16 protein-coding genes are annotated in these 13825 nt (G+C 72.0%); 7 read left to right on the top strand and 9 right to left on the bottom strand.

Going from position 1 to position 13825, the window contains the following annotated elements; genetic code table 11:
• Window positions 1–10 precede the first annotated feature (10 nt).
• The 3 genes from ADK86_RS28840 (at window position 11) to ADK86_RS28830 (ending at window position 3593) form a co-directional block, all read left to right on the top strand.
• Window positions 11–1207 carry a lipid-transfer protein gene (locus ADK86_RS28840; protein WP_053699245.1) on the top strand — a complete coding sequence of 399 codons (1197 nt, stop codon included), beginning with the start codon at window positions 11–13 and terminating at the stop codon, window positions 1205–1207.
• A 147-nt stretch (window positions 1208–1354) separates the two neighbouring features.
• Complete coding sequence (locus ADK86_RS28835) at window positions 1355–2803, top strand: MFS transporter (RefSeq protein ID WP_053699244.1); 1449 nt, start codon at window positions 1355–1357, stop codon at window positions 2801–2803.
• The gene (locus tag ADK86_RS28830) at window positions 2796–3593 is read left to right on the top strand and encodes an SDR family NAD(P)-dependent oxidoreductase (RefSeq protein WP_053699243.1); all 798 of its coding nucleotides are present in this window, start codon (window positions 2796–2798) and stop codon (window positions 3591–3593) included. The genes ADK86_RS28835 and ADK86_RS28830 overlap by 8 nt, the downstream gene beginning before the upstream one ends.
• A gap of 20 nt (window positions 3594–3613) precedes the next feature.
• Here ADK86_RS28830 and arsB read toward each other — a convergent pair whose 3' ends face one another.
• Window positions 3614–4720: an ACR3 family arsenite efflux transporter gene (gene arsB / locus ADK86_RS28825; protein WP_053699242.1), complete on the bottom strand. Its 1107-nt coding sequence runs from the start codon at window positions 4718–4720 to the stop codon at window positions 3614–3616.
• Entirely contained in the window at window positions 4717–5106 is a 390-nt protein-coding gene (locus tag ADK86_RS28820) for an ArsR/SmtB family transcription factor (protein WP_053699241.1), read from the bottom strand. The genes arsB and ADK86_RS28820 overlap by 4 nt, the downstream gene beginning before the upstream one ends.
• Before the next feature lie 91 nt (window positions 5107–5197).
• On the opposite strand from ADK86_RS28820, the gene ADK86_RS28815 reads away from it, so the two are divergent.
• Both ADK86_RS28815 and gcvH read left to right on the top strand, forming a co-directional pair.
• Window positions 5198–5623, top strand: coding sequence for an ArsI/CadI family heavy metal resistance metalloenzyme (locus tag ADK86_RS28815; RefSeq protein ID WP_053699240.1), 426 nt, complete (start codon window positions 5198–5200; stop codon window positions 5621–5623).
• Window positions 5624–5692: 69 nt separating this feature from the next.
• Window positions 5693–6088 carry a glycine cleavage system protein GcvH gene (gene gcvH / locus ADK86_RS28810; protein WP_030588377.1) on the top strand — a complete coding sequence of 132 codons (396 nt, stop codon included), beginning with the start codon at window positions 5693–5695 and terminating at the stop codon, window positions 6086–6088.
• 10 nt (window positions 6089–6098) lie between these two features.
• Here the strand turns inward: gcvH and ADK86_RS28805 are convergent, their stop codons facing one another.
• The gene (locus tag ADK86_RS28805) at window positions 6099–6755 is read right to left on the bottom strand and encodes a response regulator transcription factor (protein WP_050506398.1); all 657 of its coding nucleotides are present in this window, start codon (window positions 6753–6755) and stop codon (window positions 6099–6101) included.
• A 93-nt stretch (window positions 6756–6848) separates the two neighbouring features.
• Complete coding sequence (locus tag ADK86_RS28800) at window positions 6849–7409, bottom strand: TetR/AcrR family transcriptional regulator (RefSeq protein ID WP_053699239.1); 561 nt, start codon at window positions 7407–7409, stop codon at window positions 6849–6851.
• A gap of 116 nt (window positions 7410–7525) precedes the next feature.
• Between ADK86_RS28800 and ADK86_RS28795 the strand changes: the two genes are divergently transcribed.
• The gene (locus ADK86_RS28795; RefSeq protein ID WP_053699238.1) at window positions 7526–8446 is read left to right on the top strand and encodes a DMT family transporter; all 921 of its coding nucleotides are present in this window, start codon (window positions 7526–7528) and stop codon (window positions 8444–8446) included.
• Here the strand turns inward: ADK86_RS28795 and ADK86_RS28790 are convergent.
• Entirely contained in the window at window positions 8437–9237 is an 801-nt protein-coding gene (locus ADK86_RS28790) for a protein kinase (protein ID WP_324611422.1), read from the bottom strand. The genes ADK86_RS28795 and ADK86_RS28790 overlap by 10 nt on opposite strands.
• Before the next feature lie 60 nt (window positions 9238–9297).
• Window positions 9298–9504, bottom strand: coding sequence for a hypothetical protein (locus ADK86_RS28785; protein WP_030370510.1), 207 nt, complete (start codon window positions 9502–9504; stop codon window positions 9298–9300).
• A 112-nt stretch (window positions 9505–9616) separates the two neighbouring features.
• On the opposite strand from ADK86_RS28785, the gene ADK86_RS28780 reads away from it, so the two are divergent.
• Window positions 9617–10945 (top strand): hypothetical protein, encoded by a 1329-nt coding sequence (locus tag ADK86_RS28780; protein WP_053699236.1) that lies wholly within the window; start codon window positions 9617–9619, stop codon window positions 10943–10945.
• A gap of 3 nt (window positions 10946–10948) precedes the next feature.
• Here the strand turns inward: ADK86_RS28780 and ADK86_RS28775 are convergent, their stop codons facing one another.
• The 3 genes from ADK86_RS28775 to ADK86_RS28765 form a co-directional block, all read right to left on the bottom strand.
• On the bottom strand, window positions 10949–11581 hold the full coding sequence (locus tag ADK86_RS28775) for a hypothetical protein (RefSeq protein WP_053699235.1): 633 nt from the start codon (window positions 11579–11581) through the stop codon (window positions 10949–10951).
• Window positions 11582–11681: 100 nt separating this feature from the next.
• Entirely contained in the window at window positions 11682–12347 is a 666-nt protein-coding gene (locus ADK86_RS28770) for a DUF4328 domain-containing protein (RefSeq protein ID WP_053699234.1), read from the bottom strand.
• Window positions 12348–12390: 43 nt separating this feature from the next.
• On the bottom strand, window positions 12391–13776 hold the full coding sequence (locus ADK86_RS28765; protein WP_053699233.1) for a sensor histidine kinase: 1386 nt from the start codon (window positions 13774–13776) through the stop codon (window positions 12391–12393).
• Window positions 13777–13825: the final 49 nt, after the last annotated feature.

Here is a 13825-nt window from a genome sequence, read left to right as displayed (position 1 = left end):
GAGGACCGCCATGACCGGCAAGGCGTACATCATCGGCGTGGGCATGACGAAGTTCGAGAAGCCGGAGACGCGGGACTGGCAGTACTGGGACATGGCGGGGGAGGCGGGCGGTAAGGCGCTCGCCGATGCCGGTGTCCCGTACAGCGCCGTGGAACAGGTGCCGGTCGGCTACTGCCACCAGGCTTCCACCGCCGGGCAGCGTGCCGTGTACGAACTGGGCCTGACCGGCGTCCCCGTCTACAACGTCAACAACAACTGCGCGACCGGCGCCACCGCCCTGATGATGGCCCGGCAGTTCGTCGCCTCCGGCCTCAACGACTGCGTACTGGCCCTCGGCTTCGAGAAGATGAAGCGCGGCGCGCTGGGCGGCGGCGCGGACAGCGGCGACTTCGCGGCCTCGCCCGTGGCCCGCCACTACGGTGTGATGGCCGCCGCGCACGGCTTCGAGATGACGCCGCCGACCGCCCAGATCTTCGGCAACGCGGCGCGCGAGCACATGGACCGGTACGGAACCACGGAGCGGCAGCTCGCGGCGGTCGGTGCCAAGAACCACCGGCACTCCGCCGACAACCCGGACGCCCAGTTCCAGGACGTCTACACGGTCGAGGAGATCCTCGCCGCCAGGACCGTCCACCGGCCGCTGACCAAGCTCCAGTGCTCGCCGACCTCCGACGGCGCGGCCGCCGCCGTGGTCGCCTCGGAGCGCTTCGTGCGCGACCACGGGCTCGCGGACCGGGCCGTGGAGATCGCCGGACAGGCCATGACGACGGACACCGAGGACAGCTTCGCCTCCGGCTCCTGCATCGATGTCGTCGGCCGCCCGATGTCCCGGGCGGCGGCCCGGCAGGCGTACGAGGCGAGCGGGCTCGGCATCGAGGACGTGGACGTGATCGAGCTGCACGACTGCTTCTCGGTCAACGAACTGCTGACGTACGAGGCGCTGGGCCTGTGCGCGGAGGGCGAGTCGGGCAAGCTCGTCGAGGACGGCGCCACGACCCACGGCGGCCGGTGGGTGGTCAACCCCTCCGGCGGCCTGATCTCCAAGGGCCACCCGCTCGGCGCCACCGGCCTGGCACAGGCCGCCGAACTCGTCCGGCAGCTGCGCGGCACGGCGGGCGCCCGCCAGGTGCCGGGGGCCCGGGTCGGACTGGCGCACAACATCGGGCTGGGCGGGGCGGCGGTGGTGACGTTGTTGCGGAAGGGATGACCTGAGGGGCGGCCGGGGGCCCTTCGACCCGTGGGACGGCCGGACCCTTCGGTCCGAGGCATGGCCGGGGGCCCTTCGACCTAGGACCTGTGACCGGTCACCTCCGGGCCGATAATCCGATGCCGCCGACGCGTGGCAGGTGCAACTATGGAGACCATGCCCCCGACAGCCACCCCCACCACGCTGCCCGAAAGCGTCCGCCGCACCCCGCCGCCCACCTGGCTGGTGACCCTGCTGGTCTGCGCCGGACAGTTCCTCGTCGTCCTGGACGTCTCGGTCGTCAACGTTGCGCTGCCGAGCATGCGCACCGGCCTCGGGCTCAGCGAACTGGGGCTGCAATGGGTGGTCAACGCCTACGTGATCACCTTCGCCGGGTTCATGCTGCTCGGCGGCCGGGTGGCCGACCTCTTCGGGCGCAAGCGCATATTCGTCGTGGGGCTCGCCCTCTTCACCCTCGCGAGCCTGGCGGGCGGCCTGGCGCAGGAGTCCTGGCACCTGGTCGCGGCCCGTACGGTCCAGGGCGTCGGTGCCGCCATCCTCTCCCCGGCCACCCTCACCATCTTGACCACCGCGTTCCCGGCGGGCCCGGCGCGCACCCGCGCCATCGCCACCTGGACCGCGGTCGGCGCGGGCGGCGGCGCCGTCGGCGGCCTGGTCGGCGGGGTGCTGACCGAGTACCTGTCCTGGCGCTGGGTGCTGCTGATCAACGTCCCCGTCGGCGCGCTGGTGCTGATCGGCGCGCTGCTCTGGCTCACCGAGAGCCGGCGCGGCGAGGGGCGGCGGCTGGACATCCCGGGCGCGCTCCTGGTGACGGCCGGGCTCGCGCTGGTGGCGTACGGCATCGTGCAGACCGAGTCGGCGGGCTGGTCCTCGGCGAGCGCGCTGCTGCCGCTGGTGGCGGGCCTGCTGGTGCTGGTCGCGTTCGTGGCCGTCGAGGCCCGTACGAAGGCGCCGCTGATGCCGCTGACGCTCTTCCGGCTGCGCTCGGTGTACGCGGCGAACAGCGCGATGGTGCTGGCCGGCGCCGCGATGTTCTCCATGTGGTACTTCCTCAGCCTCTATGTGCAGAACGTCCTCGGCTACACGCCCCTTCAAGCCGGGCTCTCCTTCATCCCGCACTCGCTGAGCATCGTGCTCGGCTCCAAGATCGCGCCGCGGCTGATGAACCGGACGGGCGCCAAGACGCTGGCCGTCGCCGGCGCGCTGGTCTCCGCCGCGGGCATGCTCTGGCAGGGTCAGATGGGCGCCGACGGCACATACCTCGGTACGCTGCTCGGCCCCGGCATCCTGATGGCCTTCGGCGCGGGCCTGACCGCCACGCCGATCGCCTCGATCGCCACCTCCGGCGCCGCGCCCTCCGACCAGGGCCTGGTCTCCGGCCTGATCAACACCTCGCGGCAGATGGGCGGCGCGCTCGGCCTGTCCATCCTGTCCACGGTCGCCGCCACCCGGATCGCGTCCGGCCACGGCGGCCCGGCCGCGATGGCCGACGGCTACGGCCTCGCCTTCCAGGTCGGTACGGTCATCCTGCTGGCGAGCGTCCTGCTGATGGTCCTCGCCCTGCCCCGCCGCCCCGAGGACGCGCACCATGCCTGACGCCACGCCCGTCGCTACTCGCTCCCCCTTTCCCGCCACCGGCCGCCGCGTCCTGGTCAGCGGCGCCTCGCGCGGCCTCGGCAGGGCCGTGGCGCACGCCTTCGCGGAGAACGGCGACCGGGTGGCGGTCCATTACGGCTCGCGGCGCGCGGACGCCGAGGAGACCCTTGCCGCACTGCCCGGCAGCGGCCACGTCCTGCTCGGCGCCGACCTGGCGGACCCGTCCGGCGCCGCCGCCCTGGCCGGCGCGGCCGTCGAAGCTCTCGGCGGCCTCGACGTCCTGGTGAACAACGCCGCCGTCAACACCCCGCACCCGCCCGCGACCACCTCGTACGAGGACTGGACCGCCGCCTGGCAGCAGCACGTCGCGGTCAACCTGCTCGGTACGGCCCACCTCAGCCACGGCGCGGCCCAGGCGATGATCGCGCAGGGCACCGGCGGCCGGATCGTCAACATCGGCTCCCGCGGCGCCTTCCGCGGCGAGCCCGACCACCCCGCCTACGGCGCCACCAAGGCCGCCGTGCACGCCCTCGGCCAGTCGCTCGCCGTCGCGCTCGCCCCGCACGGCATCGCGGTGGCCTCCGTGGCGCCCGGTTTCATCGACACGGACCGGGTGGCCCACCGCCTGACCGGCGCCGAGGGCGCGGCGATCCGCGCGCAGAGCCCGTTCGGCCGGGTCGCCGCCCCCGAGGAGGTCGCGGCGGCCGTACGGTGGCTGGCCTCGCCCGAGGCCCAGTGGAGCTCGGGCGCCGTACTGGACCTCAACGGGGCGTCGTACTTGCGGACGTGACGGGCCGGGAGCACGCGGGCTCAGGCGGCGGCGGACTCCCGGGCGCCGGCCGGCTGTCCGGCGGACGAGGGGAAGAAACGGCGGGCGGCCAGGGCCACGTGCACGAGGCCGATGAGGACGGGGACCTCGATGAGGGGCCCGACGACACCGGCGAGAGCCTGGCCGGAGGCGGCGCCGAAGGTGGCGATGGCGACCGCGATGGCCAGCTCGAAATTGTTGCCCGCGGCGGTGAAGGCCAGCGTGGTGGCGCGCGGATGATCCAGCCCGGCGGCCCTGCCCCACGCCATCGACCCGGCCCACATGACGGCGAAGTAGACCAGCAGCGGCAGGGCGATACGGGCGACGTCCAGCGGCCGGGAGGTGATCGCGTCGCCTTGCAGGGCGAAGAGCACGACGATGGTGAACAGCAGTCCGTACAGGGCGAAGGGGCCGATACGCGGGATCAGCTTCGTCTCGTACCAGTCCCGTCCCCTGGCCTTCTCGCCGAGGCGGCGGGTGAGGTAGCCGGCGGCGAGCGGGATGCCCAGGAAGACCAGAACCGAGCGGGCGATCTCCCACGTCGGGACGTCCAGCGCGGTCTGCTCCAGACCGAGCCAGCCGGGCAGGACGGAGAGGTAGAACCAGCCGAGCGCGGCGAAGGCGACCACCTGGAAGACGGAGTTGAGGGCGACCAGGACGGCGGTGGCCTCGCGGTCACCGCAGGCCAGGTCGTTCCAGATGATGACCATGGCGATGCAGCGGGCCAGCCCCACGATGATCAGCCCGGTGCGGTACGCGGGGAGGTCCGGCAGGAAGATCCAGGCGAGCGCGAACATCACCGCGGGGCCGGCCACCCAGTTCAGCAGCAGCGAGGGGATCAGGAGGCGGCGGTCGCGGGTGACCGTGTCGAGGCGGTCGTAGCGGACCTTGGCCAGCACCGGGTACATCATCACCAGCAGCCCGAGCGCGATCGGCAGGGAGACGCCGGTGACGGTCACCTTCGCCAGGGTGCCCCCGAGTCCGGGCACCAGGCGCCCGAGGCCGAGGCCGGCGGCCATCGCGGCCAGAATCCACAGGGCGAGGTAGCGGTCGGTGAACGACAGGCGGGCCGCCACCGGTTCGGCCGCCGTGCCGGGTGCGGGGCTCATGAGGCGGCGCCGGTGGGCGGCAGGCCGTCCATGGCTCGGGTGAGGGCCCCGGCGAGGCGGTCCGTCATCTGCGGCAGCAGCCGGTAGTACACCCATGTCCCGCGCCGTTCAGAGGCGATGAGCCCGGCCTCGCGCAGGAGTCTGAGGTGGTGGGAGATGGTCGGCTGGGACAGGTCGAAGGCCGGGGTGAGCTCGCAGACGCACACCTCGCCACCGGCCCGGGAGGCGATCATCGACAGCAGCCGCAGCCGGACCGGGTCGCCCAGGGCCTTGAAGACCTTCGCCAGCTCCACGGCCTGCTCCTCGGCCAGCGGCGCGGTCAGCAGGCCGGGGCAGCAGTCCTCGGGCTTGTCCTCCCCAAGGACCCGCAGTTCTTGTTTCGACATGCCTCTATATTGACGCCTGTCGATGCAGGCCGCAAAGTGGTATCGGCAGACTGTATCGACAGGTATCGAATCAAGCTGTGGGGAGACCGCCATGTCCCGTGTCCAGCTCGCTCTGCGCGTCGCCGACCTGGAAGCCTCGATCGCCTTCTACGCGAAACTCTTCGGCACCACACCGGCCAAGCGCCGGCCGGGGTACGCCAACTTCGCCGTCGCCGAGCCGCCGCTCAAGCTCGTTCTCATCGAGGGCGCGGCCGGCCAGGACACCCGCCTGGACCACCTCGGCGTCGAGGTCGCCGACGGCGAGGAGGTCACCGCCGCCGCCACCCGCCTCAAGGAAGCCGGTCTCGCGACCTCCGAGCAGAAGGACGTCTCCTGCTGCTACGCACTCCAGGACAAGGTCTGGGTGACCGGCCCGGGCAACGAACCGTGGGAGGTCTACGTCGTCAAGGCGGACGCCGGCACGCTGGGGGAGAGCGCCGGCACCGCACCGGAGGCGTGCTGCCGCACCATCGCCTGACGGCCGCGCCCCGGCCTTCCCTCCGCCGGAAGCCTTCCCTCCGCCGGGGCGCGGTGGCAGCGTCGCGGCATGGCGAACATCCCCGCGGATCTCTCGTACACCAAGGACCACGAATGGGTCCGGGTCAAGGACGATCAGGCCACCGTCGGCATCACCGACCACGCGCAGCGTCAGCTCGGTGACATCGTCTATGCCGAACTGCCCAAGCAGGGCGAGCGGTTCGAGGCGGGCGACGCGTTCGGCTCGCTGGAGTCGGTCAAGGCCGTCACCGAGGTCTACGTGCCGCTGACCGGTACGGTCCTCGCGGTCAACGACACCGTCAACGACGCCCCGGAACAGATCAACGACGAGCCGTACGGCGGGGGCTGGCTGGCCGTACTCCGGCTGACCCGGCCCGGCGAACTCGACGGCCTGCTGGACGCGAAGGGCTACGAGGCGTACCTCCAGGAGGAGACGGCGGGCTGACGCCGCTGCGCTACAGCCACCCGTTCTGCCGGGCGGTCCGCACCGCCTCCATACGGTTGCGGGTCCCCGTCTTGCCGATCGCCGCCGACAGATAGTTGCGCACGGTCGCCTGCGACAGGTGCAGCTTCCCGGCGATGTCGGCGACGGTCGCCCCGTCCACGGCCGCGGTCAGCACATCGCGCTCGCGCTGGGTCAGCGGATTCGGCCCCGCGCTGAGCGCCGCCGCGGCCAGCCCCGGATCGATCACCTGCTCCCCGGCCAGCACCCGCCGGATCGCCGCCGCCAGATCCTCCACCGGCCCGTCCTTGACCAGGAACCCGGACGCCCCCGCCTCCATCGCCCGCCGCAGATACCCCGGCCGCCCGAACGTCGTCACGATCAGCACCTTGCACGACGGCAGCGCCTCCCGCAGCTCCGCCGCCGCGTCCAGCCCGCTGCGCCCCGGCAGCTCGATGTCCAGCAGCGCGATGTCCGGCCGCGCCTCCAGCGCCGCCGGTACGACCTGGTCCCCGGCCGACACCTGCGCGACGACCTCCATGTCCTCCTCAAGGTTGAGCAGCAGCGCGAGCGCGCCCCGCATCATCCCCTGGTCCTCGGCGAGGAGGACTTTCACACACCCCGCTGAGGAGTCCCGTTCCGCGGGGCCGGTCGCTGCGTCTCGGCTCATGGCACCAGAGTAAAGCGCGCAGGTGGTCAGCTGTTTTCAGCGCCTGTCCGGACCGGTGCGGGCAGGGCCGGTGGGCCGGGTGGAGGGCTGTGCTCAGCAGGAGGCGAGGAGGACGCCCGCCTGGTCGCGGGCGTGGCCGATGGGGTCGGCGAAGAGGTGCAAACCGTGGGCCACGAGCGCTCCTTCGTGCAGCAGCGTGAGCGTCCGGGCCAGATGACCGGCCCCGTCCGGGGTGCCGGCGATGCCTTCGGCCAGATCGGCGAACAGGGCGAGCATCCACTGCTTCTGACCGGTGATGACCGGGTAGGCCGGGTGGGCCGGATCGCTGATCTCGGCGTGCGCGTTGACCATGCTGCACCCCTTGGTGCTGTGCTCCGCCGACCAGGCGCGGGAAGCGTCGAAGACGGCCAGGACACGCGCCGCGGGCTCCGGCGGCGCGGCGTCGAGGTGCCGGTCGAGAAAGGCGCGCCAGCGTTCGTCGCGGTCCGCGAGGTACTCCACGACGATCTGCTCCTTGGAGCCGAACCGGTCGTAGAGCGTCTTCTTCGTCACCCCGGCCTCGGCGGCGATCAGATCCACCCCGACGGCGTGGATGCCGCGCTCGTAGAACAGCCGCCCGGCGGCCTCCAGGACGCGCCGCGCGGCAGGCGTCATCGCGATCCGTCGGGGCGTGGCGGAGGAACTGCTCATGCTCCCAAGTATACCGACCTGTATAGTGCGGGTACGGGTATACCGATCTGTTTACTCCGTCCACTCAGGGAGGGTGGAACGTGAACTTCCTGCTCTCGGTCGCCTTCGTGCTCTGCTGGAGCTCCGGGTTCATCGGCGCCAAGCTCGGCGCCGGCAGCGCCTCCGCGGTGACGGTCCTGATGTGGCGGTTCCTGCCGCTGGCCGTCGTCCTGGTCGTCGTCGCGGCCGTCTCCAGAGCGTTGTGGCGGGGACTCACCCCGCGGGACGTGGCCCGGCAGGCCGCGATCGGCGTGCTGTCGCAGAGCGGCTATCTGCTCACGGTCTACTGGGCGATCGGACTCGGCGTCTCCAGCGGCACCACGGCCCTGATCGACGGCGTTCAGCCGCTGGTCGCCGGAGCGCTGGCCGGACCGCTGCTGCGGCAGTACGTCTCACGCGGGCAGTGGCTCGGCCTGTGCCTCGGGGTGGCCGGTGTCGCCATCGTCACCACGGCCGACGCGACGGCCGGCACCGGCGCGGCCTGGTGGGCCTACCTCGTACCCTTCCTCGGCATGTTCTCGCTGGTGGCGGCCACGTTCCTGGAAAGCCGCGGCGGCTCGCGGGTCGCGCCGGCGGTGTCGATGACGGTCCACTGCGTCACCAGCGCCGTCGTCTTCACGGCACTCGCGGTGGCCACCGGAGCCGCACGCCCGCCCGCCGAGCTCTCGTTCTGGACGGCGATCACCTGGCTCGTGGTCCTGTCGACCTTCGGCGGATACGGGCTGTACTGGCTCATCCTGCGGCGCTCCGGGGTCACCAAGGTCAACACGCTCATGTTTCTCATGGCCCCGGTCACCGCGGTCTGGGGAGCCCTCATGTTCGGCGAACCGTTCGGCCCGCAGGCCGCTCTGGGCCTGGCCGTCGGCCTCGTGGCCGTCGTCATCGTCCACCGTGGCGGCACCCCGTCCAGCAGAGTGTGGGCAAAGGCGCCACGGGGTGTGAGTGTGAGGATTCAGCGCTGACACGCGAGGACGGAACGGACCTCGGCGCTGGTCGGCCGGTCGCCCGGTACGGGACTCAGCATGGCCTCGATCAGTTTGCCGAACAGGCCCGGGACGGTCACCGGGTGGTGCGGGGTGGTGGTCACGGCCTTCCGCTGTACGGCGCGCGGCGCGCCGTCGGGGCAGGCCACGTGCCGCCGCCCCGTCGCGCTGGTGAGGAAAGCGGCGCCCAGCGCGTAAACGTCCGATGCGGTGGTGGGCGTTGCTGTTCCCGTTTCCAGAATGCTCCGGGACATTTCCGGGCTCTCGTAAGGGATGACGCTTCCCGGGTACGGGAAATCGACCGCGTCCGGCACCGGCCCGCCCTGCGCCAGGGCGAGGCCGATGAGCGTGGCGGTGCCGTCGGGGCCGACGATGATGTGCGCCGGATGAAGGTCCCCGTGGACCCACCCCGCCCCGTGCAGCACGGCGAGCGCGTCGGCGCACGCGTGCGCGGCGTCGAGGGGCGCGGGGCTCCCGCCGTGGCGCTGCGGCTCCCACCATTCGTAGAGGCCGGGGCCTTCGTGCCACGGCTGCGCGTTCCACGTTCCGTACGGCCACGTCCCGTAGACCGCGAACCTGTCCAGGAGCTGGAGGACCACGGCCTCGCGGGCCGGGGCCACACCGGTCCAGTCCTGTCCGGGGTGCTCGTCCGTCTCGGGTACGGGGCGCCCGACCTTCACGGCGTACCGCTCCGCCGCGGTCCGTACGTCCCAGACGGTGGACCCGCGGCGATTGGCCACCAGGCGCACCCCGGTCGGGGTGAGGGCCACGGCCACGCCGCGCGGGAGGGGGCAGGGTGAGCAGGGTTCCACGGTGCCGGTCCCTTCCGGTCAGACCTTCGGCGCGCGGATGGTGCGCGGCCGTCGGACGAGCTCGTCGAACCGGACGTGCGCCCCGCACGTCTCCCGCGTGTGCTTCGCCGCCCACACGTCCAGCGCCCGCGGGTCGCTGACCCGGGGCGAGCGGGCCCAGCAGGGACCGGACACGTCTTCGTGTACGCATTCCAGGCGGTAGGTGGCGGGCTGTTCCGAGGTCATGTTCCGCTCCTTGCGTGTGACGGATTTACGACCAGCCAACTCCGGTACGTAATGCGGCGGTACGGTGCTCACACAGGCGCGGTTTTAACGCCCTTACAGGAGCTGAGCGGCCATGGCACAGCGGACACCCAACTGCGCGTTGCGACGTCTGTTCACGGAGAGCGGCTGGTCCCTCGATCAGTGCGCGCGAGCGGTGAACCGGGTGGGCACGGAGATCGGCAGGCCGCTTCGGTACAACGAGTCCGCCGTACATCACTGGCTCGGCGGGACGCTGCCGCGCGAGCCCGTACGGCCCATCGTCCTGGAGGCGTTCGCGCGGCAGCTCAACCGCCCGGTCACCCACGCCCAGGCCGGATTTCCCGCGCCGACCGTTCAGGCGTCCGAATTCGTGGGTACGTTGGAAGGGCTGGTCGAATTGGGGAGCATGGACGTGGACCCGTCGCGGCGTGGGCTGTTGGGAGCCGGGCTGTTCTCCGTCGCCCTGACCATTCCTGGCTGGCAGGATGTGGTGGCGAGGGCGGAAGGCATCCGGACCGCGAAGAGCGCGCACATCGGCATGAGCGATGTGCGGATGGTCGCCGCCATGTCGGAGCGGGTATCGCAGCTGGACGACGAATTCGGTGGACGCTACGCGCGGCCCATGGCGGCGTCATTCCTGATCAATACGGTGGCACCGGCCCTGGGAGCGGGCGGTACGGAAGAGGCCCGGATGGCCTTGCGGTCCGCCGCGTCGATTCTGTGTTACCGCACCGGCTATATGGCCGTTGACGAGGGGGAGCACCACCTGGCGCAGCAGTATTACCTCAAGGCGCTGGAACTGGCGGGTGCGGCGAACGATCCTTTCGCGTACAGCACGACCCTCCGCGGAATGAGCGTGCAGGCGATCAACCTCGGCCACGGCGCCGAGTCCCTGCGGCTCGCGGACGCCGCCGGCGCCGTGTCGCCGCAGGCGGGGCCGCGGATGCGGGCGTTCCTGGCCGGGCAGCAGGCGCACGCGGCGGCGCGGACGGGGGACCGGGCAGGTGCGCTGAGCCACCTTCGTATGGCGGAATCCGCGATGGAGCGGGCCGAGACGCAGGTGCAGATGTGGGGCTCGTACAGTGCCACCGCGCTCTGCTACCACACCAGTCAGGTGCGCTACGAATTCGGTGACAAGGCCAGGGCCCTCCGGGCGATGGAGGAGGCGGACCGGGTACGCCAAAGCGTGTACCAGCGCGACCGTGTGCACTATCGCGGCCTGCTCGCCGAACGGCAATTGGAGCTGGGCCACCTGGAAGCCGCCTGCCACACCTGGAACCTGGCCCTGGACGACTACCCCTCGGTCAAATCCGGCCGAGCCGACGACCGCATGCGGCGCATGGCCGCGTTCATCCGTCCGTACCGGAAGAACGCCGCCGCCCGCGCGCTGTACGAGCGGGCCCGGCCGCTCCTCAAGGTCTAGCGCTCAGAGGTGGGAGCTGATCACCCCACCGGCGCTGAGCACGATGTACACGCCGTTGGCGACGCCGCCGGTGTCGTGCTGGTTCGCGTCCAGCGTGCCGACCACGCCGTCGGGGCCGATGATCTGCGCGCGGTAGTGGAGTTCGCCGGCCTTGGTGACCTTGGCCGTCCAGCCGCCCGCGAGTTTGAAGGTGCCCGGGCCCTGGTGTTCGCCGCCCATCCAGGCGTGGACCTGGCCGTCGAGCGTGAGCACGACGTACATGCCGTTGGCGTCGAGGCCGGTGTCCTTGCCGTTGGCCTCCAGCGTGGCCAGGACCGCGCCGCGGTTGATGATCTTGACGCGGTAATGCTGCTCGCCGAGCTTGGTGATCCGGGCCTTGCTGCCGTCCGGCAGGGGCTGGGTGCGGGCCGGGGAAGAACCCTTGGCCGTGACGCCCGCCTTGGACTCGGCGGCGGCCATGCCCATGTCCGTAGTCGTGTGGCTCGTGGCGGCGTGGCTCGTGGCGGCGGCCTTGGTACCGGTGGAGTCCGAGCCGGAGCAGGCGGTCAGGGTCAGGCCGGCGGTGGCGATCAGGGCCGCGGCGGCGACGCGCAGGGTGCGGCGGCGGGCGGTGCGGGCGGTGGTGCTGGAGCTCATTCCGGGTCCCCCAGGGGTGGTCGGTGGCGTTCTCTCCTCGGTACGTCACCGATCCTGTCCGGGGCCGCTATCGCGGTGCTGGCGCTCCACTAACACCCGGCTAACACGGGCGCGGCCGCTCCTGCACCGCGGTCAGGGCACGTACGACCAGGACACCGGTCACGGCCGCGCCCACGACCGCCGCATCGGCAACCAGCAGGAGCCGTACGTCCGTGTAGGCGCGCGCGATGACGTCGTCCGTCGTGGAGTTGGTGTACATCAGCCCCAGCCCGCTCAGCATTCCGGCCAGCCACAGCCCCCACCACCAGTTCACGGCGCGTGGCAGCCGCTCTCCGGGGGCGCTCTGCTGATGGACGTCCGCGACGATTCCGCGCGGCACCCACAGGTTCATGACGGGCACGATCCAGCCCAGGTAGACCCACGGCCCGGAGTAGCGCGGCGGCTGTCCCGACAGGACGCGCGCGTTGTCCCGTACGCGCAGCAGCCACGCCAGGAAGGCGATCGCGCACAGCAGCGTGGCCACGTCCCCCAGCGTGGTGACGATGTGGTACGCGTCCTCCAGCCCGGTCAGCGGGCGGTGTTGGCCGTTGCCCTGGTCCGGGGGCCCGGAGGAGGGCTGCCCCGTCGTGGCGAGCCGGACCTGCCACACGGCCCGGGCCACCCAGGCGGCGCCGACGAGGACCAAGCCGGTGATCGCGGTACTGGCCGCGCCCCGGACGGGCTGTAGAGCGGGGTGCGCAGTGGGCTGCGGGGTGTCATCGTTCACACGATCATCCTGGCCCACGGCGAGCAGCTGACGCCAACCGTGATCACTGACGCGCTGACACCTCTTCCCCCGCCACCTCCTCACTGTCCACCGGCAGCTCCACCACCAGCCGGAACCCCCGCCGCCCGTCCGGCCCGGAGTCCAGCGTGCCCCCGGCCGCCGCGAGGCGTTCCGTCAGGCCCTTGAGGCCGGTGCCTCCGGAGGTGGCGGGCGTCGCGGACGGCGCGGCGGGGCCGCGGCCGTCGTCGGTGATCGTCAGGCGGGCGCGCCCGGCGGACGCGTCGGTACGGACCTCGATCTCGCAGTGCGTGGCGCCGCTGTGGCGCACGGCGTTGGTGACGCCCTCGCGCACCACCCAGCCGAGCAGTGCGCTCGCCTGCGGGGGCAGCGGCGGGCCGGACTCGCGGACGACGGGTTCGATGCCGGCGGCCTGGAGGGCGGAGCGGGCGCGGTCCAGTTCCGTACCGAGACCGCCCTCGCGGTAGCCGGTCACCGCCTCGCGGATCTCGGTCAGCGCCTGGCGGCCCACCGCCTCGATGTCGGCGGCCTGGCCCAGCGCCGCGTCCACGTCGCGCGGCGCCAGCCGCCGTACCGCCTCCGCCTTGACGACGATCACCGAGAGGGTGTGGCCGAGCAGGTCGTGCAGATCGCGGGAGAAGCGCAGGCGCTCCTTCTCCACCGCGGTGCGGGCCAGTTCCTGGCGGGTGGCGTCGAGCTGCTTGATGGTGTCGAAGAGGTGGAGGACGGTCGCGGCGATCATGCCGGAGAAGAACGTGCCGTAACCGATGGCGGCGGACATCCAGTGGTCGCCGAAGCGCCAGCCCGAGATGGTGCCCGCCGAGCCGCTGAGGACGACCAGCACGGCGAAGTGCGGTTTGCCGCGCAGGGCCCGGACCGCGCCGGAGGCCAGCGAGAGGAGCGGGAAGAACAACAGCCAGATGTGGCCGAAGGAGAGCACGATCGCGTAGGTGACCGCGGTCAGGGCGGCGAAGCCGTACAGCGGGACCCGGGAGTCGCGGTAGCGCGGGTTGAAGGCCGAGAAGACGACGAAGATGTAGATCGAGTTGAAGGCGAGCAGGCCGAGACCGGCCAGCCAGGTGTTCTGGTCCTTGCCGCTGACGATGTTGGACAGGGCACCGACGCCCATCAGCAGCCACGGCAGGAAGGTCTGGGGGCGGGGACCCGTGCCCTTGACGTAGCGGGAGGACCCACGGCCGCGACGGCCCGTGGACACCGCGGCCTCGCCCGGGTCGAGCAGGCCGGACCAGCCCGGGGCGGTCGGCTTGCGGGCACGGCTGTGGGTGCGCATACGGGCACGCATACGGGTGCCGAGCCGGCCGGGACCGCCGCATCCGTCGTCCCGTCCGTCGCCCCACCCGCCGTCCAGCTCGTCGCTCCCGTTCTTCTCGGTCTGCCGGTTCCTGCGCACGTTCCGTACTGCCTCTTCCCTGTTCCGCGCCGCTTTCCGTGCTCCGCCG

Source organism: Streptomyces sp. NRRL F-5755, assembly GCF_001279365.1.
GTDB lineage: Bacteria > Actinomycetota > Actinomycetes > Streptomycetales > Streptomycetaceae > Streptomyces > Streptomyces rimosus.
Note: the sequence above shows the minus strand (reverse complement) of the source record. Positions and strands in the feature narration are given on the sequence as shown.

Bases quoted from the DNA above. Each gene is read 5' to 3' on its own strand.
- ADK86_RS28840 (WP_053699245.1), top strand. From the start codon at position 11: ATGACCGGCAAGGCGTACATCATCGGCGTGGGCATGACGAAGTTCGAG.
- ADK86_RS28835 (WP_053699244.1), top strand. From the start codon at position 1,355: ATGGAGACCATGCCCCCGACAGCCACCCCCACCACGCTGCCCGAAAGC.
- ADK86_RS28830 (WP_053699243.1), top strand. From the start codon at position 2,796: ATGCCTGACGCCACGCCCGTCGCTACTCGCTCCCCCTTTCCCGCCACC.
- arsB (WP_053699242.1), bottom strand. From the start codon at position 4,720: ATGAGCCCCGCACCCGGCACGGCGGCCGAACCGGTGGCGGCCCGCCTG.
- ADK86_RS28820 (WP_053699241.1), bottom strand. From the start codon at position 5,106: ATGTCGAAACAAGAACTGCGGGTCCTTGGGGAGGACAAGCCCGAGGAC.
- ADK86_RS28815 (WP_053699240.1), top strand. From the start codon at position 5,198: ATGTCCCGTGTCCAGCTCGCTCTGCGCGTCGCCGACCTGGAAGCCTCG.
- gcvH (WP_030588377.1), top strand. From the start codon at position 5,693: ATGGCGAACATCCCCGCGGATCTCTCGTACACCAAGGACCACGAATGG.
- ADK86_RS28805 (WP_050506398.1), bottom strand. From the start codon at position 6,755: ATGAGCCGAGACGCAGCGACCGGCCCCGCGGAACGGGACTCCTCAGCG.
- ADK86_RS28800 (WP_053699239.1), bottom strand. From the start codon at position 7,409: ATGACGCCTGCCGCGCGGCGCGTCCTGGAGGCCGCCGGGCGGCTGTTC.
- ADK86_RS28785 (WP_030370510.1), bottom strand. From the start codon at position 9,504: ATGACCTCGGAACAGCCCGCCACCTACCGCCTGGAATGCGTACACGAA.
- ADK86_RS28780 (WP_053699236.1), top strand. From the start codon at position 9,617: ATGGCACAGCGGACACCCAACTGCGCGTTGCGACGTCTGTTCACGGAG.
- ADK86_RS28775 (WP_053699235.1), bottom strand. From the start codon at position 11,581: ATGAGCTCCAGCACCACCGCCCGCACCGCCCGCCGCCGCACCCTGCGC.